Source organism: Shouchella hunanensis (assembly GCF_028735875.1).
In the GTDB taxonomy this organism is placed as follows: Bacteria; Bacillota; Bacilli; order Bacillales; family Bacillaceae_D; genus Shouchella; species Shouchella hunanensis.
Genome location: NZ_CP117834.1, coordinates 3,777,034 through 3,802,832 on the forward strand (window position 1 = coordinate 3,777,034; position 25,799 = coordinate 3,802,832).

General features: G+C 39.9%; 30 protein-coding genes and 2 riboswitches. Of the genes, 7 read left to right on the forward strand and 23 right to left on the reverse strand.

Annotated elements, in window-relative coordinates; translation table 11 throughout:
- Positions 1-90: 90 nt before the first annotated feature.
- The gene (gene scpB, locus PQ477_RS19360) at positions 91-675 is read right to left on the reverse strand and encodes an SMC-Scp complex subunit ScpB (protein ID WP_274272719.1); all 585 of its coding nucleotides are present in this window, start codon (positions 673-675) and stop codon (positions 91-93) included.
- On the reverse strand, positions 665-1,426 hold the full coding sequence (locus tag PQ477_RS19365; RefSeq protein WP_035396992.1) for a segregation/condensation protein A: 762 nt from the start codon (positions 1,424-1,426) through the stop codon (positions 665-667). Before PQ477_RS19365 ends, scpB begins: the two co-directional genes overlap by 11 nt.
- A 90-nt stretch (positions 1,427-1,516) precedes the next feature.
- Between PQ477_RS19365 and PQ477_RS19370 the strand changes: the two genes are divergently transcribed.
- Positions 1,517-1,993, forward strand: coding sequence for a DUF309 domain-containing protein (locus tag PQ477_RS19370; RefSeq protein ID WP_035396994.1), 477 nt, complete (start codon positions 1,517-1,519; stop codon positions 1,991-1,993).
- A 17-nt stretch (positions 1,994-2,010) separates the two neighbouring features.
- Here the strand turns inward: PQ477_RS19370 and PQ477_RS19375 are convergent, their stop codons facing one another.
- The 4 genes from PQ477_RS19375 to ribE all read right to left on the reverse strand — a co-directional run bounded on the left by PQ477_RS19375 (position 2,011) and on the right by ribE (position 5,292).
- Complete coding sequence (locus tag PQ477_RS19375; protein ID WP_349775510.1) at positions 2,011-2,805, reverse strand: formate/nitrite transporter family protein; 795 nt, start codon at positions 2,803-2,805, stop codon at positions 2,011-2,013.
- Positions 2,806-2,952: 147 nt separating this feature from the next.
- Positions 2,953-3,423 (reverse strand): 6,7-dimethyl-8-ribityllumazine synthase, encoded by a 471-nt coding sequence (gene ribH, locus PQ477_RS19380; protein ID WP_060705366.1) that lies wholly within the window; start codon positions 3,421-3,423, stop codon positions 2,953-2,955.
- 13 nt (positions 3,424-3,436) lie between these two features.
- Entirely contained in the window at positions 3,437-4,630 is a 1,194-nt protein-coding gene (locus PQ477_RS19385) for a bifunctional 3,4-dihydroxy-2-butanone-4-phosphate synthase/GTP cyclohydrolase II (RefSeq protein WP_035396997.1), read from the reverse strand.
- Positions 4,631-4,644: 14 nt separating this feature from the next.
- On the reverse strand, positions 4,645-5,292 hold the full coding sequence (ribE, locus tag PQ477_RS19390; RefSeq protein WP_274272720.1) for a riboflavin synthase: 648 nt from the start codon (positions 5,290-5,292) through the stop codon (positions 4,645-4,647).
- 128 nt (positions 5,293-5,420) lie between these two features.
- Positions 5,421-5,559: riboswitch (FMN riboswitch) on the reverse strand.
- Positions 5,560-5,905: 346 nt separating this feature from the next.
- On the opposite strand from ribE, the gene PQ477_RS19395 reads away from it, so the two are divergent.
- The gene (locus PQ477_RS19395; protein ID WP_274272721.1) at positions 5,906-6,955 is read left to right on the forward strand and encodes an enoyl-CoA hydratase/isomerase family protein; all 1,050 of its coding nucleotides are present in this window, start codon (positions 5,906-5,908) and stop codon (positions 6,953-6,955) included.
- 37 nt (positions 6,956-6,992) lie between these two features.
- On the opposite strand, the gene PQ477_RS19400 is transcribed toward PQ477_RS19395, so the two are convergent.
- The 3 genes from PQ477_RS19400 to PQ477_RS19410 all read right to left on the reverse strand — a co-directional run bounded on the left by PQ477_RS19400 (position 6,993) and on the right by PQ477_RS19410 (position 11,366).
- Positions 6,993-7,193: a DUF6501 family protein gene (locus PQ477_RS19400; RefSeq protein ID WP_035397001.1), complete on the reverse strand. Its 201-nt coding sequence runs from the start codon at positions 7,191-7,193 to the stop codon at positions 6,993-6,995.
- Between the two features lie 67 nt (positions 7,194-7,260).
- Complete coding sequence (odhB, locus tag PQ477_RS19405; protein WP_274272722.1) at positions 7,261-8,514, reverse strand: 2-oxoglutarate dehydrogenase complex dihydrolipoyllysine-residue succinyltransferase; 1,254 nt, start codon at positions 8,512-8,514, stop codon at positions 7,261-7,263.
- A gap of 14 nt (positions 8,515-8,528) precedes the next feature.
- Positions 8,529-11,366, reverse strand: a complete 2,838-nt coding sequence (locus PQ477_RS19410; RefSeq protein ID WP_144559113.1) for a 2-oxoglutarate dehydrogenase E1 component — start codon at positions 11,364-11,366, stop codon at positions 8,529-8,531.
- Positions 11,367-11,824: 458 nt separating this feature from the next.
- On the opposite strand from PQ477_RS19410, the gene PQ477_RS19415 reads away from it, so the two are divergent.
- Positions 11,825-12,076 carry a hypothetical protein gene (locus PQ477_RS19415; protein WP_035397002.1) on the forward strand — a complete coding sequence of 84 codons (252 nt, stop codon included), beginning with the start codon at positions 11,825-11,827 and terminating at the stop codon, positions 12,074-12,076.
- On the opposite strand, the gene PQ477_RS19420 is transcribed toward PQ477_RS19415, so the two are convergent.
- Together PQ477_RS19420 and PQ477_RS19425 are read right to left on the reverse strand one after the other, a co-directional pair.
- Positions 12,033-13,043, reverse strand: a complete 1,011-nt coding sequence (locus PQ477_RS19420) for a class I SAM-dependent methyltransferase (protein WP_052008169.1) — start codon at positions 13,041-13,043, stop codon at positions 12,033-12,035. The genes PQ477_RS19415 and PQ477_RS19420 overlap by 44 nt on opposite strands.
- A complete protein-coding gene (locus tag PQ477_RS19425; RefSeq protein WP_274272723.1) occupies positions 13,022-14,314 on the reverse strand; it encodes an FAD-dependent oxidoreductase in 1,293 nt (430 codons plus the stop codon). The genes PQ477_RS19420 and PQ477_RS19425 overlap by 22 nt, the downstream gene beginning before the upstream one ends.
- Before the next feature lie 125 nt (positions 14,315-14,439).
- On the opposite strand from PQ477_RS19425, the gene PQ477_RS19430 reads away from it, so the two are divergent.
- On the forward strand, positions 14,440-15,069 hold the full coding sequence (locus PQ477_RS19430) for a lytic transglycosylase domain-containing protein (protein WP_035397003.1): 630 nt from the start codon (positions 14,440-14,442) through the stop codon (positions 15,067-15,069).
- A gap of 55 nt (positions 15,070-15,124) precedes the next feature.
- Here PQ477_RS19430 and PQ477_RS19435 read toward each other — a convergent pair whose 3' ends face one another.
- Both PQ477_RS19435 and PQ477_RS19440 read right to left on the reverse strand, forming a co-directional pair.
- Positions 15,125-15,292, reverse strand: a complete 168-nt coding sequence (locus tag PQ477_RS19435; RefSeq protein ID WP_274272724.1) for a hypothetical protein — start codon at positions 15,290-15,292, stop codon at positions 15,125-15,127.
- Complete coding sequence (locus PQ477_RS19440) at positions 15,273-15,710, reverse strand: SACOL1771 family peroxiredoxin (protein WP_144559115.1); 438 nt, start codon at positions 15,708-15,710, stop codon at positions 15,273-15,275. The genes PQ477_RS19435 and PQ477_RS19440 overlap by 20 nt, the downstream gene beginning before the upstream one ends.
- A gap of 466 nt (positions 15,711-16,176) precedes the next feature.
- On the opposite strand from PQ477_RS19440, the gene sda reads away from it, so the two are divergent.
- Positions 16,177-16,308, forward strand: coding sequence for a sporulation histidine kinase inhibitor Sda (gene sda / locus PQ477_RS19445; RefSeq protein ID WP_081762339.1), 132 nt, complete (start codon positions 16,177-16,179; stop codon positions 16,306-16,308).
- Between the two features lie 315 nt (positions 16,309-16,623).
- Here the strand turns inward: sda and queF are convergent, their stop codons facing one another.
- The 4 genes from queF to queC are packed head-to-tail and all read right to left on the reverse strand — an operon-like array spanning position 16,624 to position 18,928.
- The gene (gene queF, locus PQ477_RS19450; protein ID WP_060705373.1) at positions 16,624-17,121 is read right to left on the reverse strand and encodes a preQ(1) synthase; all 498 of its coding nucleotides are present in this window, start codon (positions 17,119-17,121) and stop codon (positions 16,624-16,626) included.
- A 16-nt stretch (positions 17,122-17,137) separates the two neighbouring features.
- Positions 17,138-17,851: a 7-carboxy-7-deazaguanine synthase QueE gene (gene queE / locus PQ477_RS19455; RefSeq protein ID WP_274272725.1), complete on the reverse strand. Its 714-nt coding sequence runs from the start codon at positions 17,849-17,851 to the stop codon at positions 17,138-17,140.
- Positions 17,844-18,269: a 6-carboxytetrahydropterin synthase QueD gene (gene queD / locus PQ477_RS19460; RefSeq protein WP_274272726.1), complete on the reverse strand. Its 426-nt coding sequence runs from the start codon at positions 18,267-18,269 to the stop codon at positions 17,844-17,846. The genes queE and queD overlap by 8 nt, the downstream gene beginning before the upstream one ends.
- Complete coding sequence (queC, locus tag PQ477_RS19465) at positions 18,266-18,928, reverse strand: 7-cyano-7-deazaguanine synthase QueC (RefSeq protein WP_144559119.1); 663 nt, start codon at positions 18,926-18,928, stop codon at positions 18,266-18,268. Before queC ends, queD begins: the two co-directional genes overlap by 4 nt.
- Positions 18,929-18,974: 46 nt before the next feature.
- Positions 18,975-19,018: riboswitch (PreQ1 riboswitch) on the reverse strand.
- Positions 19,019-19,130: 112 nt separating this feature from the next.
- On the opposite strand from queC, the gene PQ477_RS19470 reads away from it, so the two are divergent.
- Complete coding sequence (locus tag PQ477_RS19470) at positions 19,131-20,360, forward strand: aminopeptidase (protein WP_274272727.1); 1,230 nt, start codon at positions 19,131-19,133, stop codon at positions 20,358-20,360.
- A 55-nt stretch (positions 20,361-20,415) separates the two neighbouring features.
- Here PQ477_RS19470 and PQ477_RS19475 read toward each other — a convergent pair whose 3' ends face one another.
- Together PQ477_RS19475 and PQ477_RS19480 are read right to left on the reverse strand one after the other, a co-directional pair.
- Positions 20,416-20,988, reverse strand: a complete 573-nt coding sequence (locus PQ477_RS19475) for a TetR/AcrR family transcriptional regulator (protein WP_052008172.1) — start codon at positions 20,986-20,988, stop codon at positions 20,416-20,418.
- Between the two features lie 20 nt (positions 20,989-21,008).
- Positions 21,009-21,281 carry an acylphosphatase gene (locus tag PQ477_RS19480; protein ID WP_060705377.1) on the reverse strand — a complete coding sequence of 91 codons (273 nt, stop codon included), beginning with the start codon at positions 21,279-21,281 and terminating at the stop codon, positions 21,009-21,011.
- A gap of 173 nt (positions 21,282-21,454) precedes the next feature.
- Between PQ477_RS19480 and PQ477_RS19485 the strand changes: the two genes are divergently transcribed.
- Entirely contained in the window at positions 21,455-21,736 is a 282-nt protein-coding gene (locus tag PQ477_RS19485; protein WP_035397011.1) for a spore morphogenesis/germination protein YwcE, read from the forward strand.
- Between the two features lie 48 nt (positions 21,737-21,784).
- On the opposite strand, the gene qoxD is transcribed toward PQ477_RS19485, so the two are convergent.
- The 4 genes from qoxD to qoxA are packed head-to-tail and all read right to left on the reverse strand — an operon-like array spanning position 21,785 to position 25,668.
- Positions 21,785-22,099 carry a cytochrome aa3 quinol oxidase subunit IV gene (gene qoxD / locus PQ477_RS19490; protein ID WP_035397013.1) on the reverse strand — a complete coding sequence of 105 codons (315 nt, stop codon included), beginning with the start codon at positions 22,097-22,099 and terminating at the stop codon, positions 21,785-21,787.
- Complete coding sequence (gene qoxC, locus PQ477_RS19495; protein WP_060705378.1) at positions 22,100-22,714, reverse strand: cytochrome aa3 quinol oxidase subunit III; 615 nt, start codon at positions 22,712-22,714, stop codon at positions 22,100-22,102.
- 3 nt (positions 22,715-22,717) lie between these two features.
- Positions 22,718-24,667, reverse strand: a complete 1,950-nt coding sequence (gene qoxB, locus PQ477_RS19500; RefSeq protein ID WP_144559122.1) for a cytochrome aa3 quinol oxidase subunit I — start codon at positions 24,665-24,667, stop codon at positions 22,718-22,720.
- 26 nt (positions 24,668-24,693) lie between these two features.
- A complete protein-coding gene (gene qoxA, locus PQ477_RS19505; protein ID WP_274272728.1) occupies positions 24,694-25,668 on the reverse strand; it encodes a cytochrome aa3 quinol oxidase subunit II in 975 nt (324 codons plus the stop codon).
- Between the last annotated feature and the right edge of the window lie 131 nt (positions 25,669-25,799).

Consider the following 25,799-nt stretch of genomic DNA (forward strand, 5'->3'; position numbering starts at 1 on the left):
TATGCGAAAAAGCTCGTTCTCGTGATAGCCGCCTATCCTTTCCCATAAAAAAGATGAGTCTCTTTAAAAGAGACTCATCTTTAACAACATTTATTCCTCTTCAAACTGATGGAGCTGTTCAAAAAAGAGGTCGGTATCTTCTTCTACACGATCACTTGTTAAGTCTAGTTCCGCTAGACTTGGTAAATCTTCTAATGACTCCAAATTAAAATGATCAAGGAAATAACGAGTCGTCCCAAAAAGAATGGCTCGACCCGTACCGGATACACGACCTTGTTCTTCAATAAGTAATTTTGATATGAGGGATTGAATCGCTTTATCGGATTTAACACCTCGAATATCATCAATCTCGATTCTTGTAATTGGTTGCTTATAAGCGATAATCGCCAATGTTTCAAGGGCTGCCCGTGATAAGCCCCCTTGAATAGGTGATGCTGCTAATTTTTTATACAAATCAGCATGCTCTACTTTTGTAGTCAATCGATAACGATTTCCCAGTCTTGCTAACCGAATGCCACGGTTTGATTGTTTCATGTCTTGCTTAAGTTGTTCTAAACAAGCAAGAATGTCTTCTTCTTCTGATTCTATAAGGCTTTTTAATTCTGCTAAAGAAATTCCTTCGTCTCCAACAACAAACAAAAGACCTTCCATTTTTGCCAATAATTCAGCGTTCATGCTTGTCTCCGTCCCGTAAAAAAATCGTAATCTCATCAAAACTTTGATCTTGAACACAATAGATCGTAGATGTTTTAATTAACTCTAGAATAGCTAAAAAGGATACAATCATTGATGAACGATCGTCCGGTTCAACTAAATCAGAAAATCGAGTTGGACCATATGTCTCATCTAGTTTATCGAGCAGTTCAACTATTCGCTGTTCAACAGATTGTTCTTCTGTATGTACCACTTTCGTTTTAGGTCGATTCCAGGCATTTCGTTGAAGCATCTTTTGAAACGCTCCGAGCATATCAACAAGAGTAACATTCTGAATTTGCAGCTGTCTCTCCTCTTCATCGGTTAAAAAGTGGTCTAACTCTTCTGGTTTTCTAGTATGTAGAGAATGGCGTACTTCTTCTTGATCTTTTAGATGTTTTGCTGCTTCTTTATATGTCTTATATTCGATAAGCTGCTCAACGAGCTCGTCTCTAGGATCTTCTTCTAACCATTGTTCGCTCTCATCAAATAGTTCTTCTGGCTTTGGAAGAAGCATTTGACTTTTGATTTGTAACAATGTCGCCGCCATTACGAGGTATTCACTAGCAATGTCTAACTCAAGCTCTTGCATCGTGTGGATAAAGTCTAAATACTGATCTGTAATGGTTGCAACTGGAATATCATAAATATCCACCTCAGCCTGTGAGATGAGATGCAGCAATAGATCAAGTGGCCCTTCAAATAATGGTGTCTTTACGTTATAAATCGTCATTTCTTTTCTCACCAATCATTTTATGTTAAGTATACCATAATCAATTATTAGAACCTTTTCAAGAATAAACTCGAAAGGAGTCGAATGTTTGTGTATCCACCTCATTATATAGCATTTCTTACCTATTTTCATGTTGATCGTGATTATTTTGAATGCCACGAAGTTTTAGAGTTGGAATGGAAAAAACAAGCCGATCCAGAACGCTTATCTCCATGGGTTATCCTCATACAAATTGCGGTAGCTCTTTACCATGAACGACGAGGAAACGAAAAAGGCGCAAGGATTCTCTATAATCGGGTTGAAAACCGCTTAAAGGAGCGCTGTTTCCAACTTGAAGACTTAGGAATGAATGAAAAACAAGTGCAGCAAGATATGCACGAACGCTATCATTCTGTTGGTCAAACAGCCTTTACTGATTATGAGTTACCTATACAGGACCCCGCATTGATAACGATTATCCAGCAAGCAAAACGAGCAAAAAAACCCTCTACTCTTACATATGAACAGCTCGTTCATAAACACCGTTACCCTTTCGATGAAAAGGAAAAAAGGAAGAAACCAAACTAGGTTCTCTTCCTATCTATTTATTTTAGTTCACTAGTGGACTCACTTTTTCTAGAAATATAATAATAAGCCATCCCTACAAAAACACTACCACCAACAATGTTTCCTAACGTGACAGGAACAAGATTAGCGACATAACCTGACATAGAAATCGCTTCAACACCTGGGTTGTGAAGGAGTGCTAAATGAAATAAGCCCATGTTCGCGACACTATGTTCATATCCAGATGCAAAAAATGCAAAAATAATCATAAACACAACAAATAGCTTCGCCATCTCGTTCTTCAAGCGCATTGGTGTCCAAATTGCTAAACAAACGAGCCAGTTACAAAAAATGCCTCTAAAAAACAATTCAAGCGTATCTGTCGTCATTTTTTTCTCTGTCACATAAAGTAAATAATGCCCTTCAGTCATTCCAGAAAAAATACCGGTCATATAGACAAGCCAGGCTATAAACAATGCACCCACAAGATTGCCACCATACGTCCATAACCAATTTTGAAACGTATCTTTTAACGTTGTCTTTTTTTGTAGCGTTGATACAGTGTAATAGAGAACGCTGCCTGTAAATAAGTCAGAGCCTGCATAAATGACGAGCAAAAGCGCAATTCCAAAAGCAAAACCCATTACGAGCGGTGTTAAAGCAGGAAAGCTTTGAACAATAGGATCTCCAATGATATAGACTAAAACGACTGCTACTGCAACATAGCCCCCTGCAAGCATAGCCGATAAGAAAAACGCTAGTTTACTATGTGCCAGCAACGCTCTTTTCTTTAATGCTAATGTGATAAGTTCATTTAATGTTTCTTTGTAAATCGTTCTCCCCTACTTTCTCTTAGTTGACCATTCTTTATTGTAGCTTAGGATTATCTTTAATGAGAACGAGAATATGACAATTTTCGCAATCCATTTAATGGAAAATACTCTTCTCAGAAGAACTGAAAAGAGTATTTGTGAAGAATCTTATTTAGAAAATTGCTTTGCCAAATTTGCCATTTCAATGGCTGCAGTAGCCGCTTCCCAACCTTTGTTTCCTGCCTTTGTGCCCGCTCGTTCCACTGCTTGTTCAATGGAATCGGTTGTGAGAACACCGAATATTACCGGAATACCACTCGTCATATTTAATTGAGCCACACCTTTTGATACTTCTCCACATACATAGTCAAAATGAGGTGTTGAGCCCCGAATAACCGTCCCTAGTGTGACAATTGCATCGTACTTTCCTGAATCGGCCATCTGCTTTGCCGCAAACGGTATTTCAAAAGCTCCAGGAACCCATGCAACATCCACATCGCTCCCCTGTGCCCCGTGTCGGATGAACGCATCTTGTGCACCACTTAATAATTTACTTGTAATAAATTCATTAAAACGTCCTACTACAATCCCAATTTTCAAGTCCGTTGCTACTAAATGTCCTTCAAATACATTTCCCATTTGTTTATTCCTCCTATAAATGAAGCATATGCCCTAATTTATCTTTTTTTGTTTTTAAATAGCGTTCATTTTCAGCAAAACCTGCTAACTGAAGCGGCACTCGCTCTACAATCGTCAGATCGTAACCTTGCAAGCCTGCAATTTTCCGCGGATTATTAGTTAGTAACTTTAATTGCTTAACGCCTAAATCCTTTAAAATTTGTGCTCCCACGCCATAATCTCTCAAATCAGCTGGAAACCCTAGTTTTTCGTTTGCTTCAACGGTATCAAACCCTTTTTCTTGCAGTTCATAAGCTTTTAGTTTATTAATTAGTCCAATACCACGCCCCTCTTGTCTCATGTACAAAAGAATGCCTTTTCCTGCCTCTTCAATTTGTTTAAGAGCCGCGTGAAGCTGCGGACCGCAGTCACAACGCTTTGAACCAAAGACATCCCCTGTTAAACATTCTGAATGGACACGTACTAACACCGGTTCTTCGTTCGAAATATCGCCTTTTACAAGCGCAATGCTTTCTTTATTATCTAACGTGTTTGTATAAGCAACTGCTCGAAAGGTTCCAAATTCAGTCGGTAAAGCAAGATCTGCTTCTCGCTGAATGACCGACTCTTGTTTACCTCGATACGCAATTAAATCTTTAATCGTTACGAGTGGAAGTTTATGTTCTCGAGCAATGTCTTTAAGCTGAGGAACACGTGCCATTGTGCCATCTTCATTCATAATTTCACAAATGACTCCAACTGGCTCAGAACCGCTTAACCTTGCAAAATCAACTGCCGCTTCCGTGTGTCCTGCTCGTCTTAAGACACCTCCGTCTTTTGCAACAAGCGGAAAGATGTGACCAGGTCGTTTAAAATGAGCAGCTGTGGCTTCTCGATTGACAAGAGCTTGTACCGTATACGCACGCTCTTGTGCAGAAATCCCTGTCGTTGTTGTTACATGATCAATGCTGACAGTAAAAGCAGTGCCATGAGAGTCTGTATTTTGGCTGACCATTTGTTCTAATTGCAGACGCTGTGCTTTTTCTTTTGAGATTGGCGTGCAAATGAGTCCACGCCCGTACGTTGCCATAAAATTTATTGTTTCAGCAGTGGTATATTCCCCAAGAGCAACAAAGTCACCTTCATTTTCACGATCCTCGTCATCACAGACGATAATAATACCGCCTGCTTTTAACGTCTCAATCGCCTCTTCAATTTTATGAAACATGGACATTTTCCTCCCTACATATACCCATTATGTTGTAGCAGTTCAGCTAGATTTTGCTTCGGAGCAGATTCGTCAGATACAGTCAATAATCGCTCAACATATTTTCCAATCAAATCACATTCAATATTCACTTCACTGCCAATTGCTAACGTCCCCATAATAGTTTCATCAAGTGTGTGAGGAATAATGGAAATCGTAAAATGACTGTCTTTCATACCAAATACCGTTAAGCTCGTTCCATCAACTGCAACTGAACCTTTTTGAACGATGTATTTTAAAATGCTTTTCGGTGCTTGAATATCAAAGTAAACTGCGTTATCCACTTGTTTCCGATGAACAACGGTTCCTTTCCCATCAATATGCCCAGAAACGATGTGACCTCCAAACCGTGATAGTGGCGACATGGCACGCTCTAGATTAACCGTTGCCGCTATACGTAATTGACTTAACGTCGTCGCTTGAAACGTCTCTGGCATAACGTCAACCGAAAATGTCTGATCAGTGAATGCTGTTACGGTAAGACATACGCCATTTACAGCAATACTATCTCCGAGGGATACATCTTCAAGAACCTTCAACCCTCTAATACTCAATTTCATTCCCTGATCTTGCTTGTTTATTTCTGTAATGGTTCCTTTTTCTTCAATAATACCGGTAAACATCCAACCCCTCCTCCAATACAAAAAACCCCCAAAGGCTACACTTCGGGGGTTCACTAAATAAAACGGCACTATTTGCCTAGGAATAAAGAAAATTCCATACACAAATAAACGTCGATTCGACTGTATTCGTTAAACTTCTCCCATCCAGACTTTCACTGTCGGCTCTGGAGTTGCACCAGATCCACCGTATAAAAATACGGGTCACGGACTAAAAGGCTAAGCCTTATCACCGCCGGTAGGGAATTTCACCCTGCCCCGAAGTTAAAATATGAAGTTGTTTTTATTCCTATCATGCACTCTAATCGCTTAAACGTTGACATAAGGTTCATTTAAGCATGTTTTTTTAATCATGTCATTACAGTTACTTATTAAATCAAACTGGGAGATAGGCTATTACTCTCAGAAATCAATCAGCTTCCCTGCCAAAAAATCTGCCCATCTCTGACTCGTTTTGATCATAGCATCGGTAAAATAAAAATGCAAGGCATATGACGCTTCCATCGGTTCCATTTGCAAAAAATGGTTTATTCGTTCGATTTCGTTGCTTTTCTTATTCAGATAGGTCAAAATAAGAGAGTAAACGATTTCATTCATGTGGGGTGGATAGATAAAAATGACTGAACAGATCATGTTTTCAAAAAAGAAAAACGGAGTTGGGATTGCGACACTCTCTAGAGAAAAAGCACTACATTCGCTAACATTTGACATGATTTCAGCGCTCTATGCACAACTGAAGCAGTGGGAATCAGATGCCAGCGTACGTGTCATTCTTCTAGAAAGCACAGGTACAAAAGCTTTTTGTGCTGGTGGTGACATTAAAGCCCTCTATCAAGCAAAGAACAATAAACAAGCATTAGATCAAGCGACAGCCTTTTTTAACCTTGAATATGAACTGGATCTCTACGTAGCGAACTACCCTAAACCTATTGTTGTCCTTATGGATGGCATTGTAATGGGAGGCGGTGTTGGCTTGTCTTATGGAGCAAGTCACCGTATTGTAACAGAGCGCACAAAATGGGCAATGCCTGAAGTCAATATTAGCTTCTTTCCTGATGTTGGTGCTTGTTACTTTCTTAGCCAAACACCAGATTATACTGGACGATATGCTGCACTAACAGGGTCTGTGTTAACTGCTTCTGACGCTATTTCAATTGGTTGTGCAGACTATTATATAGAAAGTGATACATTAGAAACGTGTAAACAAGAACTCGTAGCCCATCACTGGGACGACTACGACGAAGTCACTTCACAAAGCGTGCATTTATTTTTGCAATCGTTTATTAAAGAGCCAACACAAAGTGAGCTTATGATGAATAAGGATAACATTCACAAACATTTTTCTTTTAAAACCATTGAAGAGATTTTAACATCGCTCCATCATGATTCTAGTCGCTTCGCTCAAGATACGTACACATTATTAAATAGTAAATCACCGTTGTCGTTAAAAATAACGCTTGCGCATTTGAAGCAATCAAAAGCGTCTTCACTTGAGGAAACGTTTGAAACCGACAAAACCCTTGCGAAACATTTTCTTCAGTGTGACGATTTCTATGAAGGGGTTTATTCAGTCTTAATTGACAAATCCCATAAACCGGTTTATTCATACGAGTCTGTCGCTGAAGTCCCTGATGAGCTTGCACTCTCTTTCTTCCGCGAACATTAAAAAACAGGATGGAGATCCCCATCCTGTTTTCTTACTGCTAGCCTTCAAAATACTCTTTATAGAAACCAGCCATTTTGCCAGTATTGTCAATGACAAAATAAAACTCATCGGTTTCGTTTTTTAATTCATACTGCTTTCCAACTGTTAATACTTCATTTACAACATATTTCTTTGCATCTGTATGAACACAAGTCAACATCCGAAGTGTCGGTGTTTCAGTCCACTGCTGGTGTATCATGACTTCATTCCTCCTCTACCTCGTTTATTGTACAAGAAAGAAGGCTAGCATGCTAGCCTTCTTTCCATTACCCTTCTAATAACAGTTGTTCTGGATCTTCAATCATATCTTTTACTTTTACTAAGAAACTAACTGCTTCTTTTCCATCAACAATTCGATGGTCGTATGAAAGCGCAAGATACATCATTGGGCGGTTTTCAAAACGCTCATTATCAATTGCTACCGGTCTCATTTGAATCTTGTGCATACCTAAAATCCCAACTTGAGGAGCATTTAAAATTGGCGTTGACCAAAGTGATCCAAAGACACCACCGTTTGTAATCGTAAATGTACCACCCTGCATATCGTTTAGCTGCAGTTTATTATCACGAGCTTTCTTACCTAAATCACCAATGCCACGCTCAATTCCTGCAAAACCTAATCGATCTGCATCTCTTAATACTGGAACGACTAATCCTGTATCAGTTGAAACGGCAATCCCGATATCATAGTATTTTTTAATAAGGAGCTCATCTCCTTGAATTTCCGCGTTAAGCAATGGAAATTCTTTTAAAGCACCAACAACAGCTTTTGTGAAAAAGCTCATAAAACCTAATTTAACACCATTTTTGTCTAAAAACGCATCTTTACGACGTTTACGTAAATCCATAACAGCTGTCATATCTACCTCGTTAAATGTTGTTAACATCGCAGACGTTTGCTGTACTTCTACTAAACGTTTAGCAATCGTTTGACGACGACGAGACATTTTTTCACGCTCAGTCGGCTTTGTCGGATCATCGGCTGATTGCGTTGGTGCAGGCTTTTGCGGAGACACTGCTTTTGATTGCGCTGGTTTGTCTTGGTGTGCTTCAACGTCTTGTCTACGGATTTTACCTGTAGGATCCGTTGGTGTAATAGCATCAAGGGAAATTCCTTTTTCACGGGCTAGCTTCCGTGCAGCAGGTGATGCCAAAGGACGATTAGTTGATTGTGTTTCTTCCTCTTGCTTGGCAGGCTCTTGTGATTTCGTCTCTGCTTGTTTTTCTGCTACCGGCTGCTCTTCCTTTGTGCTTTCAGTAGTTGACGAAGCGCCTCCAGCTTGACCACTTTCGTCAATAATGGCAATAACTTCACCAATTTCTACCGTATCACCTGGCTCGCGTTTAAATTCTTTTATAACGCCAGAAGTTTCTACTGGAATTTCAGCATTTACTTTATCCGTCTCAAGTTCAGCGATAAATTCACCTTGTTCAACATAATCGCCTACTTCTTTTAACCATTGAGAAATCGTTCCTTCAGTAATGGATTCACCTAGCTCTGGTACTTTAATCTCAGTCAATGTAAAATGCCTCCTTAGTTTTTGCGCGTCAACGATTCCGTGATGATTCGTTTTTGTTCCACTTTATGAGCGTTTGATACGCCTTCCGCTGGGCTTGAACGGAATGTCCGGCCGATATAGCTTAATGGAACATCTTTCGGTAGAATTTCTAGAATTCGCGGCTCCATAAAGGACCACGCTCCCATATTTTTCGGTTCCTCTTGCACCCATTTCACTTCTTCTAAATTAGGAAACTCTTTTAATAGTTCACGAATGGCTCTACGCGGGAACGGATAAAGTTCCTCCACCCGAATAATATGAAGCCAGCTCCAGTCCTCATCATTCTTTTTAATGTGGTCTTGCAGCTCAATCGCTAATTTCCCACTTGTTAAGATAATTCGTTTCACTGCTTGACGATCTTTTCCTAAAATAGGCTCTTCTAAAATCGGCTTAAACTCGCCTTCCGCAAATTCGGCTGTTGTCGAAGCAATGTTTTGATTTCGCAACAAGCTTTTTGGCGTCATGATAATAAGAGGGCGAACTGTATTCTTCTGCAATATTTTTGCTTGACGTCGCAAAATGTGGAAATATTGGGCTGCCGATGTGCAGTTAGCAATCGTCCAGTTGTTTTCAGCTGCCGAGTTAAGGAAACGTTCTACACGCCCACTTGAATGCTCAGGTCCTGCTCCTTCATACCCGTGTGGCAAGAGAACAACTAATCCAGATTTCTGACCCCATTTTGCTCGTCCAGCAGATACCCATTGGTCAAACATGACTTGTGCGCCGTTCACAAAATCACCAAACTGGGCTTCCCATAATACTAATGTTTCTTTTGAAAAGACATTGTAACCGTATTCAAAACCTACACATGCTTGCTCTGACAACGGACTATTGTAAACCGCAAAGGACGCATTTGCATCTTCAAACGCTTGAAGAGGCGTGTGCGTTTCGTTTGTTTCACGATCATGTAAGACAAGATGACGATGCGCAAACGTGCCTCGCTCTGTGTCTTGACCGCTTAAACGAATTGGTGTACCGTCGTGAATGATAGACGCAAAAGCTAATACTTCCGCTAATCCCCAGTCAACACTTCCGTCACCATCAAATGCATTCGCACGTCTTTGCAGTATTTTCTTTAGTTTTTCATTTGGATTAAAACGTTCTGGCCAATCAAGTAGCTGTTCATTGAAAGATTGAAGTTTATCTTTTTCTACATTCGTTTTTACTTTTGGTAACCCGTCCACAATAAAATCAGGTGGGCTTAACTCATAGTTTCGCTCAGCTTTATCAGCATTGACTTTGTTGTATTCTTCAAGTAAATAATCATACATATCCGTATCGAGTTTTTTTACTTCGTCTTTCGTTAACACATTTTCTGCTTGTAGCTGTTCAGCATATAATGCTCTTGCTGTTGGATGTTTACGAATCATGGTATACAGTTCCGGTTGTGTGACCGCTGGTTCATCTCCTTCATTGTGACCGAAGCGACGATAACCAATTAAATCGACTAGAAAATCTTTCTTAAATTTCCTACGGTATTCAACAGCGAACTGGATTGCTTTCACACACGCTTCGGGATCATCTGCATTAACGTGGAGAATCGGAATTTCAAAACCTTTTGCAGGATCACTTGCGTATGTAGTGGAGCGAGAATCGTATGCTTCTGTCGTATAACCTATATTGTTGTTCGCAATAATGTGGAGGGAACCGCCAACTTGATACCCATTTAAACGACTTAAATTTAACGTTTCGGTTACAATTCCTTGACCAGGAAAAGCTGCATCTCCGTGTATCAGGATGGAGTATGCACGACGTGAATCTTGTGTCGGTTCACCACGTTTACTTCGATCCTCTTGAGCTGCTCGAGCATACCCTTCCACAATCGGAGAGACAAACTCTAGGTGACTCGGGTTATTCGCTAGTGATACGATTGTTTCAGAACGCTCATCATCTACAATTTGGCGATCAGCACCTAAATGGTATTTTACATCGCCTGTCCAACCCGAATAGGTTTCGCCAAGCCCTTCAGATGGCGCAATTAATTTGTTTGGCGCTTGCAAAAATTCAGCAAAGATCGCTTTAAAAGGCTTCCCTAATGTGTGCGCAAGCACATTTAAGCGACCACGGTGCGCCATACCAATCATCACATGATCGGTTTTTTCTTTTCGTACTTCATTAATCGCCATATCTAGCATAGGCACTAATGAGTCTACACCTTCAATGGAAAAGCGCTTTTGCCCTACAAACGTACGGTGAATAAATTTCTCAAAGCCTTCCACCGATGTTAATCGCTCCAGTAAACCACGCTTCTCCTCTGTCGACAAAGCATCTGCAAACGTTCCTGATTCAACCTTGTCTCTTAACCAATTTCGTTCTGTTTCGTCTTGTACATGACCAAACTCAAATGCCATTGTTTTGGAATAGACATTGCGTAAATGTTCTATTGCTTGCAATCCGTTTTTGACATGAGTTGGGGCTTGTGGACAAATATAATCCACCGGTACATTCTTAAGTTGTTCTTCAGTAACATTAAAGCGTTCATAACTAATAAGGTCATCATTTTTATGAGTTTTCCATATTGGTTGAATGTCAGATGCTAAGTGACCTTTGGCTCGAATAAAATCTGCCAGCTTCACAGCACCGACAACAGCGTTTATCATGTCCGAGCCAATTTCTTGATTCACACGATCTTTAGATAAACTAACGGACTCTTCTAAAGAAGGTGGACCCCATTTTTCAAAATGTGCTCTTGTTTCTTCATCTACGGAATTTGGGTCTTCCGTATATTGCTCATACAGCTCTATTACAACTCCGAGGTTCGGACCATAAAATCCTTGCCAAGGTTTTTCCGGGCTGTTTTCCTTGCTGGACATGTGTGATAGACCTCCTAAGACAATAGTTTGCATCACAAAAGCGCAAACGTCTATTTTCAAGCGCTTACAGAAATATAGTACCATTTCCTACTGGTTTACTCAAAACATTCGCATTGTATTGTTTCATCGCTCCAGTTAAAAACGGTCACCTAAATTTTAGCGCTTTTGCGCAATAAAATCTAGCCTTTTTAACGATGATTCTTGCAATTTCGCCAAAAAGCGCTTTCTTTTTCTAACAAAATACAGGAATAAGAAACAAAACCTCGCTCTTTCCTTAAAAATGCTAAGTAAATCCGTTCCCAAAATAGTATGCCACTCTTTAAAGTAAATTGAAATAAAACGAGTCATTCCACTCACTTTTTTGTAGAAAAGAGAGTGTGTATGAAAATGCCCTAACTAGTTGGCAAAACAAAACATAATCACGACCTATTTGTTGATACTACTATCGAGGTGATAACATGTACGAATTCGAGCTTCAATCCGTCCATAGCACAGTTCCTTGTTATGTAATTAATGATGACGAATCCAATCGATATGCCATACGTACGTTTGACACAAGTGGAGCGGTGTTTGAATCAACACACGCTCTTCTACAATGGGTGAAGCAAGAGTGGAAAGCAGAAGACTTTGTTGACCAACATGCTTTTCAAACGATGGTTACTGAACTTACTTCTTCTTTAGTCGAATCAAATACCAACCACCTTCTTTAATTAACGCCCGCTCTTCGACAATTTTTACGTTTGCTTGTTTTGCCATATAGGCTAATTCTTTTCTTGTTGGCAACGGGTGCATCTCATTATGAGCAGTCATAAAGCTATTAAACGCACTGGCAAAGCGTTTGCCATGCTTTCCATCTGCGAGTGGCGTGATAAGTATGATTTCTCCCTTTTTTTTCAATACATCCGTTGCTTTTTTAATAAGAGCAAGCCTTTCTACAACCGTAAAATAATACAAAATATTATTAAACATAACAGTGTGGTACCCTTTTCGAAAACGCATTTCTTTAAAGTCTCCTTGATCAATGCTGACGTTTTGGAATGAATTCGCCTCATTCGCTCGTCGGCAAACGTCTTGATCAATTTCAACACCGTGAAACTGAATGTTTGGAAACTGTTCCGCCAACGTCATCATATAGCCACCTAAGCCACACCCTACGTCCAAAACTGCCTTGCTTTTTTGTTTCTTTAACCGAGATGCGACTCGCGGTAGCGTTACGGCTTCCAGAAGTTTTGACGTTTCTGCTACCATGCTTGCAACAGGTGTTGACGTGGTTTTTTCTTGCCGTACAAGCCCTTTTTTATAGTTTAGTAACGTTGGAATATGGAGTTCAAACATTTCCTCTAGTAAGATTCCAACCGACCGTTCACTTTCTTTCGTAAGGTACATGACCATTTCACGTTTACTTTGTACCTTTTTCTTGCTTTTTTTCTTCAAATGGCCGACAGCTATACCTACTTCCACCCAACGGCTGAGCAACACTTCATCTAATTCGTACTCGTTTGCTACGTTTTCAACTGTCTCAGGCTTTTTAAAATGTTGAAATAAGTTTAAGCTGTAGCCTAAATGGGCGTGCCAAGTCATAAGAAAAGGTTCGGTTTGCTTCATCCATTTTCGCGCATGCCACATTCTTCTTAAATGATTATCTGCCACTTCTTTCACCTCATTTGATGTTTCCAAGGGTAGTCGTCCTCTACATCATATTGATACTGCTCCATCTCGTTTAAAACCTTTGTCGTTTTACTACGCTTTACTAATGTCACACTATCTTTAACTGAAAACGGCCAAAAACCGAGTCCCGAAATGTTAAACATGTATTTTGTTAATAATGTTTCATTATTTAAAAGTTGTTTTAGCGCAAAGGTTCGACTTCTTTGCCATGCTTTTCCCTCTTTCCCATAGGCTAGTCCACCTAAATGAGAGAGGTTCATAATCGCCTTAACTCTTTTTTTATGGACAGATTCATACTGGTTTAAAAACGCATTCCCCTTCCGTCTTTCATACAAGTCAATCAACAATTCGCCAAGACAATCAGCACCTTGTATAGCCAAGTTCATGCCCTCACCTGCCATTGGATGGACGCTGTGAGCTGCATCACCAATCAAAGCAATATTGTCTTTCACATAGTGATTGGCATGTTGACGAATCGGGACCATAAGTTGAATGGCTTTCCATTCTTTAATGTTTTGGACATACCCATCTAACGCTGGAAATAGTGACACATAATGATCATAGAACACTTGCAACGGGCCCTTTCGCCACGTTTTATATTCTCCTTTTCGAATGAGGTAAACCGTTCGAACATACCCATTCGGTAATGGAAATAAGCCTAAAAAACGATCTTTCGTTGCAATTAAATGCCCATGCTTTAATCCGCTAGGAGCAGGGAAGGATACCGTTAAAAAATCGTGCTCGTATACGTGCCTTTTACGTTCAATTCCAGCTTGTTCTCGCACCCGTGAGTTAACGCCTTCTGCGCCTATAATAAACTCAAACGCAATAGTCGTTTTCTGCTTTCCTTGTTTGATGATGGCTTTATTCTCTTCCAGTTGCTCAAACGTTGCAGGCTGAAGAAGAGTAAAGGCTTTATACTGTTTCACTTCCTTAAGTAATAATCGCTTTATCTCACTATGGGGCAGCATAGCTGCGTACTGGTAAGGCGGTGGCAACTGTTTGTAATCCATTGATGAGCGCAACATCGGCTTTAAGTGCACATCGAGTTCAGACGTTTCAATCGTAGAAAATGTCGTCCAAGCACTTGAAAATGACTCATAAATACCTGCACGCTCAAACAATTGTATCGTCTTGGGTTGGATGAGCTCACCTTTATACGCATGACCGAGATGAGGGCTTTTTTCCACTACGATTACGTTTATGCCGTGCTTTGCTAACTTTAGTGCTGCTGTAAGACCAGCGACACCCCCACCAACTATCAATACTTGTGTTTTCATGCTCTCACCTCATTTACTTTCATGCATATTCCCTTATTTTTATAAATCAAAACGATAGCCATTGTTCCAACGCTTTTAATCGTGTTAAGATGGACAAGTACTTTTTCAGTGGAAGAGGTTAGACAATGAAAAAATGGCTCTATTCCATTCTCGTTCTTATTGTTGTCCTTGTTGGTGTAGCTGTTCTCCTCTTTGAACAAAATGATCGTTTTCGACAAGGTCTTTACAAGGCAATCATTTCGGAAAATCAAATTCCAGAAGACTATATTCCTGTCTATCATGAAGCTGCAGACACCTATAGTATTCCTTGGGAGCTTCTTGCAGCTGTTCATCGAGTAGAGACAATATTTTCTACAATGGAACCAATGGAAAGCCCTGTTGGTGCCCTAGGTCATTTTCAATTTATGCCTAGAACCTGGATTGGTTGGACTTATCCAGGAGTAGATGATATTGGCAACGTAGCTGACGATGTAGACATCACAGACATTGGACTAATTGAAGAGCACAACGGCTATGGTACAGACGCTACTGGTAACGGAGAAGCCGATCCATTTAATTTGTACGATTCTGCTTATGCCGCGGCCCGTTTTCTTTCAGAACACGGTGCAGTAGATGGCGATTACGAAGACGCGTTGTTTTCTTACAATCGAAGTGATGCATATGTAGAGGAAGTGATGCATTATTTTGAAACCTACAAAGAAAATTATGATCCTATACAACTTTACGGTAAACAAGAGGCAGATAAAGCGCATTAAACGAATGAAAAAAGCAGTCCGACCTTCGTCATAAAAGACTTGGTTGGACTGCTTTTTATTGTGCAACAGCAGGATCCTCTTCAACAAATTCAATTGGGGATGATGGGATATAGCCGTCTGGCTTTTGATTATGACCTATTAAATCGTCAGTAGAGTCACACGCAGTTAGAACGGCTAAAACACCACTAACAAGAACACCGTTTTTAATTCGATACTTGAACAACTGGCTCCACCACCACCTTTACATTTCCCGCCAATGCTTTTGAAATCATACATGATTTCTCTGCCTGATACGCAAACTTCTTCGCTCGCTCTTGGTCACTCTGCTTTTTCAAGATAACGGTTGGCCGATGAAGGATTTCTTTAAACGTAAACACATTTTTTGTTACATCGACTCTTGCTTCAGATGAAAGCGTTAATGATTCTTTTTCAATATTGGCTCTTTCTAACATAGCCGCATAAGTAATAACGAAGCATGTCGCTGCTGCGCCTAACAACATCTCATCGGGGTTTGTTCCTTCCCCCGGTCCATTCATCTCGCTTGGAATTGATATTGTAGATTCTAATGCACCAGTTTTTATGACCCCTGTACTATTTCTACCGCCATTCCAGCTGCATTCAAGAAAAAAGCGATGCACCATATGATAACACTGTCCTTTCCTCTACTTACTCGTTGATCTTTTTAGAAGTAACTCTAGCATAGCACGCTCATTCAAGAACGAGCAACGCCTCTTGTAATGAGTGAAAATACTTCTTTCTCTATAAAATGTCTAATAGTAGTGGCCGTTTTGTACGATAAAAAAAATAAGTACCTAAAACTCATTTTCTATAGTGATGAAAAATCGTCCGGATACGGTTGTAAGAAATGTGCATGGTAGTGCAAAGCTGGATGGATGCGTTAAAACCTTCAGTAAAAAAGAATACAACTTCAAAAAGTCGAAACATCCTATCTACGCGTAACACAAGCTACTCTACTGTTTGTTATTTTTCTATTTTCAGTAAAACGTTTGTTCAACTAAATTATTTTCTGAAAAAAGGTTTTAAATTAAACAAAGGGGGAAAGAGAACGTATAACGTAAAAATGTTTATGAGCGGGGGATTAGAAATATGTTACAACAATTAAATGATCAATTATTAATCGAGGCTTGCGAGCTCGCTGAAAAGAGAAACTTAAATCGTGATTTTGTGGACATCTTAAAAGAAGAGTTAGAAAGAAGAGGGCTTGGTGTCTCTAGCTAGAGTCTGCAAGATTTCTTTTTCACCTCTTGTTAAATTTCGTCTCAACTTCTCTGTAAATTCTTTTAACAGCGTGCGGTAAGTATGTATAATTTGCTTGTTTGTTTCTTCCATACATTCACGTCCTTATCTTAAAACCATCGACACTCTTAGACAATATTCCCGATATCTCTACATCTAAACCTTTATTTAGGACTTTTTTTATCAAGTCCTTATTTTTATAGCTTAAACTTGTATCCGCGATAAAACGCTTGCTTCAGACCAAAGCCCCATTTCTCCAATAAAAGCCAAAACCTTATAGGCTTTGGCTTTTTGTACTCATCGATTTGTAATCGTCTCTGGGTAAAGATCGTGGTTCATCATCCGGTAATTCGCCATTTCCTCAAATTTCGTTCCTTTTTTCCCATAATTGCAATAGGGGTCAATCGAGATGCCGCCTCTCGGCGTAAATTTTCCCCATACTTCGATATAACGTGGATTCATTAATGCAATTAAGTCGTTCATAATCGTGTTAACGGAATCTTCATGAAAGTCACCATGGTTACGAAAACTGAATAAATAAAGTTTAAGTGACTTACTTTCAACCATCTTCACGTCAGGGATATAGCTAATGTAAATCGTTGCAAAATCTGGTTGATGGGTTTTTGGACATAATGTCGTAAACTCAGGACAGTTAAATTTAACAAAATAATCACGATTAGGATGTTGATTGTCAAACGTTTCTAGTACACTAGGATTATACGTAAACGCATATTCTGTCCCTTGATTTCCTAGTAGCGTTACATCGGTTAAGGTTTCTTCATTTCTTCCTGCCATCTCTGCTTTCTTCCTCCTAAACGCCTCGCTTATTCCCCCACAGCAACGTATGTAGCTGTGGCAACACTCGAACACGATTCATTTCTTCATCATTCATCGTCCAGTCAATTAACTGTTCATACTGTTGCAATAGATCATGCATAAGCTTCTGCTGATTAGCAGTTGTTGGATCTTCATTTCCAACTTGTAAATAAAAGTCATACGCTGGAAAACGTTGATGAACTTCTTTAGCATATTGATAGTCGGTTTGATTAAAAACGACCACTTTTATACTTACTTGACTTGCTTCTAATTGGGTTAAGCATTGGTTTAAAGACTCCCAGTTTGTTTTCATTCCAGAACTTGGGGGTTTAGGGCTAATTGTAACGGCATCAATTTGCTTGAGCCAATCTTGCCAGAACGTTCCTTGGGTTTCGACCGCCGTTTGAATACCTCTTGCTTGCAAAAGGGTAACAAGTTGGCCGATCCCCTTATGAAGCAACGGGTTCCCACCAGAAATTGTGACATGGCCGTAAGATGCTGGGGCAAGTGTATCCAACCGCTCCACAATGGCTTCAGCCGTTAATGCTTCACTTTTTCCTGTACCATCCCATGTAAACGCTGAATCACACCAAGAGCACCGATAGTCGCAACCACCAGTTCGAACAAACATTGTCTTTTGACCAATCACTGCTCCCTCTCCTTGTATCGTAGGGCCAAATACTTCAAGTACGGGAATGACACTACTCATGGTGCACTTCTTTCGGACGATAAACAACATAGCTCGTTGGCGTCTCACGTACAAATACTTGTATACACGTTGGTGCGTTTGTCATTGTTTTTAGTGATGCTTCAATTAACTCATAAACGGTTTTAGCCACATTCTCTGTTGAGGGCGGCACGTCATGAAATAACGGATCTTCATTTAAAAGCTGATGATCAAATCGATCATGAATAAGTTGCTTTAATTGTTTAAAATCTACAAGAAACCCCGTATCCGTTAAATGATCGCCTGCAATTGTAATATTGATCGTATACGTATGACCATGAACTCGCTGACATTTCCCTGCGTCCTCATAATCAATAAAATGAGCCGTTGCCAGCTGCATATCCTTGTTTAATTCAAATGCATATAAATGGGGTGTAGTTGGATAGATTTGTTGGATCATACAGACGCCTCCCCTTTTTGTAAATAAGCTTGAAGACCATTCATTCTTAATTTACAAGCTGGACACGTTCCACATCCATCTCCAATCACACCTTCATAGCAAGTTAATGTCTTTTCACGGATATAGCTAAGTTTTCCTAACCTATCTGCCATCGCCCATGTCTCTTCTTTATTTAGCCACATTAAAGGCGTGTGAATAACAAATTGCTCATCCATTGCTAGGTTTAACGTAACGTTTAACGATTTAACAAACATATCACGGCAATCTGGATAGCCACTGAAATCCGTTTCACATACGCCTGTAATGATATGTTTTGCGCCAAGATCTTTCGCCACTACTGCTGCAAAAGACAGAAATAAGTGGTTTCTTCCTGGTACAAATGTGTTTGGCAAGTCACCATCTTGTCCTTCTTCAATCGCCATCTCCGGATTTGTTAATGCATTTGCATTTAACTGAGAAAGTAATTGTAAATCAATCACTTTTGCTTTCACACCAGCTTCTGCTGCAATCGTTTTTGCGACACTAATTTCGCTTTTATGCCGTTGTCCATAGTCAAAAATGAGTACCGATACATCGTCAAACTGTTCGAGTGCCCAAAAAAGACAAGTAGTACTATCTTGTCCACCACTAAACACGACAATGGCTTTTTCTTTCCTCATGCTTCATTTCTCCTTTTCTTGAGAACGAGCATTCGATCACTCCTGCACTTGCTTAGTTTTTTATAGAGGGAGTTCGCGAACCTCTTTCTTTTTTAGCTGAATGTTTATTGTACCATTTCAGGCTGCTGATTTGTTTGCAAAACATCATTTTCTCCGTTATCCTACATATAGATCGTCACGAATTTGACAATGAGGTGAAACAATGAGCTTTAACGCAAAAATAGAGAAATATGCAGATCTAGCTGTTCGAGTCGGCATTAACATTCAAAAAGACCAAACGTTATACATACGTACACCGATGCATGCGGCGGCATTTGTGCGAGTTGTTGCAAAAAAAGCGTATGAGGCAGGCGCAAAGCATGTTCGCGTTGAATGGAATGATGAGGAACTGACGAAAATTAAATATCAACATGCACCTGAAGAAGCATTCTCAGAGTTTCCACAATGGCAAGCTGATGTTCTAGTGAAAGAAGCTGAGCATAATGCAGCGTTTTTAAGCATTGCTGGATCAGATCCTGACTTGCTAAAAGGAATTAATCCTGAGCGTATTGCAGCAGCAAATAAAGCTTCTGGTCAGGCCAATAGTACCTTTAGACGATACATCCAATCTGATAAAGTAAGCTGGTCCATTGTAGCCGTTCCATCTGAAAAATGGGCTGAAAAAGTGTTTCCGGATAAACAAGGGGAAGAAGCAATCGATGCACTTTGGGAGGCTATCTTTGCGGCGACTCGTATTCATGAACAAGACCCAATAGCGGCTTGGCAGGATCATCTTGCTCTATTAGATGAAAAAATGGTGATTTTAAATGAAAAGCGTTTTCATGCTCTCCATTACACGTCTGATAAGACAGATCTTACAATTGAATTACCAGCAACACATATTTGGGCTTCTGGTGGATCAACAAGTAAAGCTGGCGTTGATTTTGTGGCCAACATGCCCACAGAAGAAGTCTTTACTGCCGCTCAAAAAGATGGCGTGAATGGGACAGTGGGAAGTACAAAGCCACTCAATTACGGCGGAACATTAATTACCAATTTCTCACTAACTTTTAAGGATGGTAAAGTCGTTGATTTTTCTGCAGAAGAAGGCGAAGAGACACTAAAGCGCTTGTTAGAGACAGACGAAGGCTCTCGAGCTATTGGTGAGGTAGCGCTCGTTCCTCACCGTTCTCCTATCTCAAATACGAATCTCATTTTCTACAATACGTTATTCGATGAAAATGCTTCTAATCACTTAGCTTTAGGCAGTGCTTATGCGTTTAATATCGCAGGTGGCAAAGATATGAACGAGCAAGAGTTACAAGATGCCGGAATTAATCAAAGTATCACTCATGTCGATTTTATGATGGGATCAGCAGAGATGAACATTGATGGCATTCATCAAGATGGTACGAAAGAAGCCGTATTTCGCAATGGTGAGTGGGCTATTTAATTGCTCGAAAAAGAGTAAGGACGCAGACGTGTCTTTACTCTTTTTCATGTTCACGCTAAGTTGAGCGAATGCCTTTAACAATCAGTTCGCTAATTGCCGAAGCCCACGCTTCTTTTGATTCTGTTTTTCGTGCTTTATTCAATGAGATCGATTGGAAAATTAACGTTTCTACAAGATGAGCAGGTACATCCTGACGTATTTCTCCTGATTCAATCCCTGCAGTGACCAACTTGCGAATGTAATCAAATACTTGATGATGATGGGTCCATAATTGTTTTAAAACCACTTTAACACGCTCGTTCGCTTTCTTCTCAATATGCGGTGTTAAATCAATGGCAAGTAAAATTCGATCATGCTTCATGAACAGGTAAATAAGTTTTTCTAATTGAACAAAAACCGTCTCTGTTGGAGAAATATGCTTTTGATCCTGAACAAACGCTTCCATAATATGAGACATATATGCCACTAATAATTCTTCCTTATTCGGATAGTATTCATAAATTGTACTTCTGCCTACATCTAATAACAAAGCTAATGGCTTAAAATGAAATCCTTCATAGCCTGATTCCGTTAACAAAGCGTCGGTTGCCGCAAAAATATCTTCTTTATTTAGCTTTCTTTTTGCCATTTACACGCTTTCCTCTCTCTTTAATAAACAACTCGAAAGCGACGTTCATCTTTTTTCACATCTAATTCTTCAGTATGTATAGCTGTTATATGGGAAAAATGATTTCCTTGTTTTAAATCAGACATAAACATGGCAAACGCCTTTTTCTCACCTTGAACTTCAACCCGAACGTTTCCGTTCGCCAAATTTTGCACGGTTCCGGTCATATTGTGATGCCGTCCAATTTGCTCAACAAAAGCGCGAAAGCCTACACCTTGAACACGCCCTTCTACTATTAAACCATACCTATTCACACATACTCACCTCAAACGCCTTATTCCCGATTTTCCAAAAGAAAAACATTGAAAAATAAATTCTAAAGCGCTTCCAATTGTGACTATTTTGTGATAGTATAGTAAAAAGACACAAATCAGACACAATATAATGATACGTTTCATACAACTATCCTATAGAAGGAGTGACACCAATGGATATGTTTTTTGCTTATATGTTTGTCGCAAGCGCCACTCCGTTATTTTTATGGCTAGAGCATAGAAAGATTGCGATCAGCAGCATTCCATTTATTCTAATCATGTGGTTGTTAGCCATTGCCTTTTTATTCGAAGGCTTCTTATTCCACATTACTGAATCAACGTTTGTCGTTGCCGTGCTCGTTAATGTTGTTATTGCCCATATCGCTGCGTTTATTTTATACGCATCGCCTTTGCTTATGAGTAAAACAAAGCAGCTAACAGGTACATCTGAATAAATACAACTAAAAAAGCGGGTCTCCTATAAGGAGTCCCGCTTTTTCTTTTTACAAATGGCCTGTCATTAAGACAAAATACGAACCGATTACAATAATAACCGCAATCGCAATGGCAAAGACTGTGTGACCAATTTGCCATTTGCCATCCTTTCCTTCGCCAATGTGCATAAACATAAAGAGCTGAACGCCCATTTGAATAAAAGCAAAGGCAAAGATAATAATCACTCGCACGCTCCACGCAAGGTTCGTTTGTGACATCACCCATACGGCTAGTAGCGTTAAAACAATCGATAGCGCAAAGCCTACAACGTGCTGCCATGGAAACCCGTGATGATTGGAAGTTGATTCATTTTGATTCGCCAATTACATCCACTCCATTCCGAGCAAGTATACGCCAGTAAAGATGATGATCCAGATAACATCTAGAAAATGCCAGTACAAGCTTGCAATAAAGAACTTCGACGTTGTTCGTTTTGTTAGACCACGCATCTTAATTTGAATCGCGAGCACTGTCATCCAACCAACACCCACTGCAACGTGGAGTCCATGTGTACCTAAAAGGACGAAAAATGTTGACCAGTGAGCACTAGCAGATAAAGTCGCACCTTCATGCGCATAGTGTACAAACTCATAAATTTCAAATCCTAGAAACCCAAGTCCTAGTAAGAGGGTTAAACCAACCCAAATGAGCATTCGATTCACACGACCAGCTCGCATTTCATGAATCGCAATTCCTGCTGTAAATGAGCTTGTTAAAAGCAGGAACGTCATCGCTAATACAAGATTTAAGTCAAATAACTCAGCTGAGGTAATGGCTGATGCATTACGGTCAACGAGTACGAAATAAGAAGCGAATAGCGTTGAAAATAAAGCAAATTCAGCGCCGATGAAAATCCAAAAACCGAGTATATTGTTTTTACCTTCAGCCGATTGATATTCGAGCGGCTGATTCGGGTCAATTGATTCATTTGCTGCCATCGGTTACGCCTCCTTCGCTTTTCTTTCAGTTTCTTCAATCTCTTCAACACTCACATAATAGCCATCGTTGTAATCAAACGAACGAATAATCATACAAACGAAGATCGCTACACCACTTAGGATAGCAGGAATCCACCAGCTAAAGACTAAGGCAAATGAAGCAGCAAACATAAAGAATGCCATTACAGGACCAAGCCATGTATGATTCGGCATATGAATTTTTTGATAGTCTGTTGATGCGTTTAAATCAATACCTTTTTCTTTCATATCCCAAAATGCATCTCGCTCCACTACTTCTGGCTGATGCGCAAAGTTGTAATGCGGAGGAATGGCAGACGATGTTGCCCACTCAAGTGTACGTCCATCCCAAGGATCTCCTGTTGTATCACGTTTTTCATAGCGCCAGCTGTAATAAATGTTATACACGAATAGTGCGAAGGCTGCTGCCATCATAAAAGCACCTAGTGTTGAAATTAAGTTTAATGAGAACCAACCGTCTCCTTCTAGATACGTGTAAATTCGACGTGGCATTCCATCTAAACCTAAGAAATACTGCGGGAAGAAACAAACGTTAAACCCAATCATAAAGATCCAAAATACCCATTTTCCAATACGTTCGTTCATACGATGACCGAACATTTTAGGATACCAGTAAATTAACCCTGCAAAACAAGCAAACACCGTTGCAGCAATTAATACATAGTGGAAATGTGATACTAGGAAGTACGTATTATGATACTGATAGTCAGCCGCTGCCATCGCAAGCATAACACCTGTCACACCACCAATAACAAAGTTCGGAATGAATCCTAATGACCAAAGCATTGGTGTCGTAAAACGTATTTTCCCTTTGTGTAGTGTAAAGAGCCAGTTAAAGATTTTTACACCTGTTGGTACAGAGATTGCCATCGTTGTAATGGAGAAGAATGAGTTAACAGCCGCACTATTCCCCATTGTAAAGAAGTGGTGAACCCATACAAGGAAGCTCAGACCAGAGATGACGACAATGGATGCAACCATTGCATTGTAGCCAAACAGTTTTTTACGGGCAAAGGTTGAAATAATTTCTGAGAAAATACCGAATGCTGGTAATGCAACAATATATACTTCAGGGTGACCCCAAATCCAGAACAAGTTCGCCCAGAGCATATCTAATCCTTCACCTTGAAGCGTGAAGAAGTGAGTACCGAATAATAAATCAAATGTCATCATTGCTAAGGCAACCGTTAAAACCGGGAATGCAAGAACAATGATTAACGATGTAATAAAGACTGTCCACGTGAACATTGGCATTTTCATCAACGACATGCCTTTTGTACGCATACGTAAAATCGTAACAATAAAGTTAATCCCTGTTGCAAGGGTACCAATACCTGACAGCTGAATACCTAGTGCGTAATAATTTTGCCCTACACCTGGGCTAAAGTCGTTTGACGCGAGTGGAAAATAAGATGTCCACCCTGCTGACGGTGAACCGCCGATAACAAAAGAAATATTGAAAAGTGCCATCCCGAAAAAGAATGTCCAGAAACTTAAATTATTTAAAAATGGAAAGGCTAAATCTCTAGCACCGATTTGTAAAGGAACAACGACGTTCATTAAGCCAATCAAAAATGGCATCGCCATAAAAATGATCATAATGGTGCCGTGTGTCGTAAAAATTTCATTATAGTGCTGTGAACTTAAGAAATCTAATTCTGGTGCTGCTAATTGGGTACGCATCATCATGGCATCGACGCCACCTCTGAAAAGCATTAATAGCGCACAGGCGATGTACATAATCCCAATTTTTTTATGGTCAACAGTTGTGATCCAATCTGTCCACAACATCTTCCACTTTTTAAAATATGTGAGGGCAACTACAGCGATTATACTAGTAAGCGCGATAGAGATTTGCGCAGCTAGGATAAACGGGTCGCCCGTTACAATAAATTCATCCCACCTCAACGGTATATCCCCTCTCTTGCGCTTGATTCATCTTATTCATCATCCAACTCCACTTCATACGTTTTATCTGTGTTAATTGGCTGAGATAAGATTGGCAAATCAAATGCTTTCCCCTCTCTAGAATGGGGGCTATGCGCTTCATAACCAAGCTCTGCTCGTTTTTCTAATGAGTATGTCGCATCATAAGCATGATTGACAAATTCAAGATGTGTTGAAGAGAATGTCATTTCTTCTGCATGACCTGGAACCATCAAGTGTACGTATTCATCTTCTGATAAAGAAGGTGCGTTTTCTTGAGTGTCTTCAACCCACTCATTAAAAGCTTCATCTGTCTGTGCATTTACCGTGAAACGCTGCTCGGCAAACCCTTCACCAGTAAAGTTTGCGTTTCGACCTTCATATTGACCAACTTCTGTTGCTGCCAAGAATAATTCGGTCTCCATCCCTGACATGCTATACTTCTGACCACCGAGCTGTGGAACCCAAAACGATGCCATTGAATCAGCTGACGTCAGTTTAAACAGAACGGGTCTATCAACTGGAATATTAATATAATTAATGGTTTCAATTCCTTCTTCTGGATAGCTGAAAATCCACTTCCAGTTCGCGCTTGTTGCATGGATGACAAGCGGCTCTTGCTGTGCATCAACCTCTTCTATTTCAGGGGCTTCTTCCAAGCTATAAATGGTAATGACAGTCGGAATCGATAAAATTGTTACAATAACAATTGGAATAATGGTCCAGATAAATTCAAGTTTGTGACTTCCTTCAATTGAAGGATCATAGTTGTCGTTATTTCCGCGATCACGGTATTTCACTAACATGATCGTTAATAGAACAAATACAACTAAAACAATAAAGATCATAAACCAAATTGATAGCCAGATTAAGCTACTTTGCTGCTCTGCGACTGGCCCTTGTGGATCAAGTACCGTTAAACTTCCACAGCCACTTAGAAAGACAGCGACCATCGCAAGCGAAATCCATTTAAAAATAGAGGATGGCATACCCAATAAAATCACCTTTCTTTTGGCATAATAAAATCATTGCGCGCTAACTATGTGAAACAATGAACGTGCAACTTTGATGCTTCCATCCTACCACTTTCCAATCAAGAATGGGGAAAATAACTGCTTGT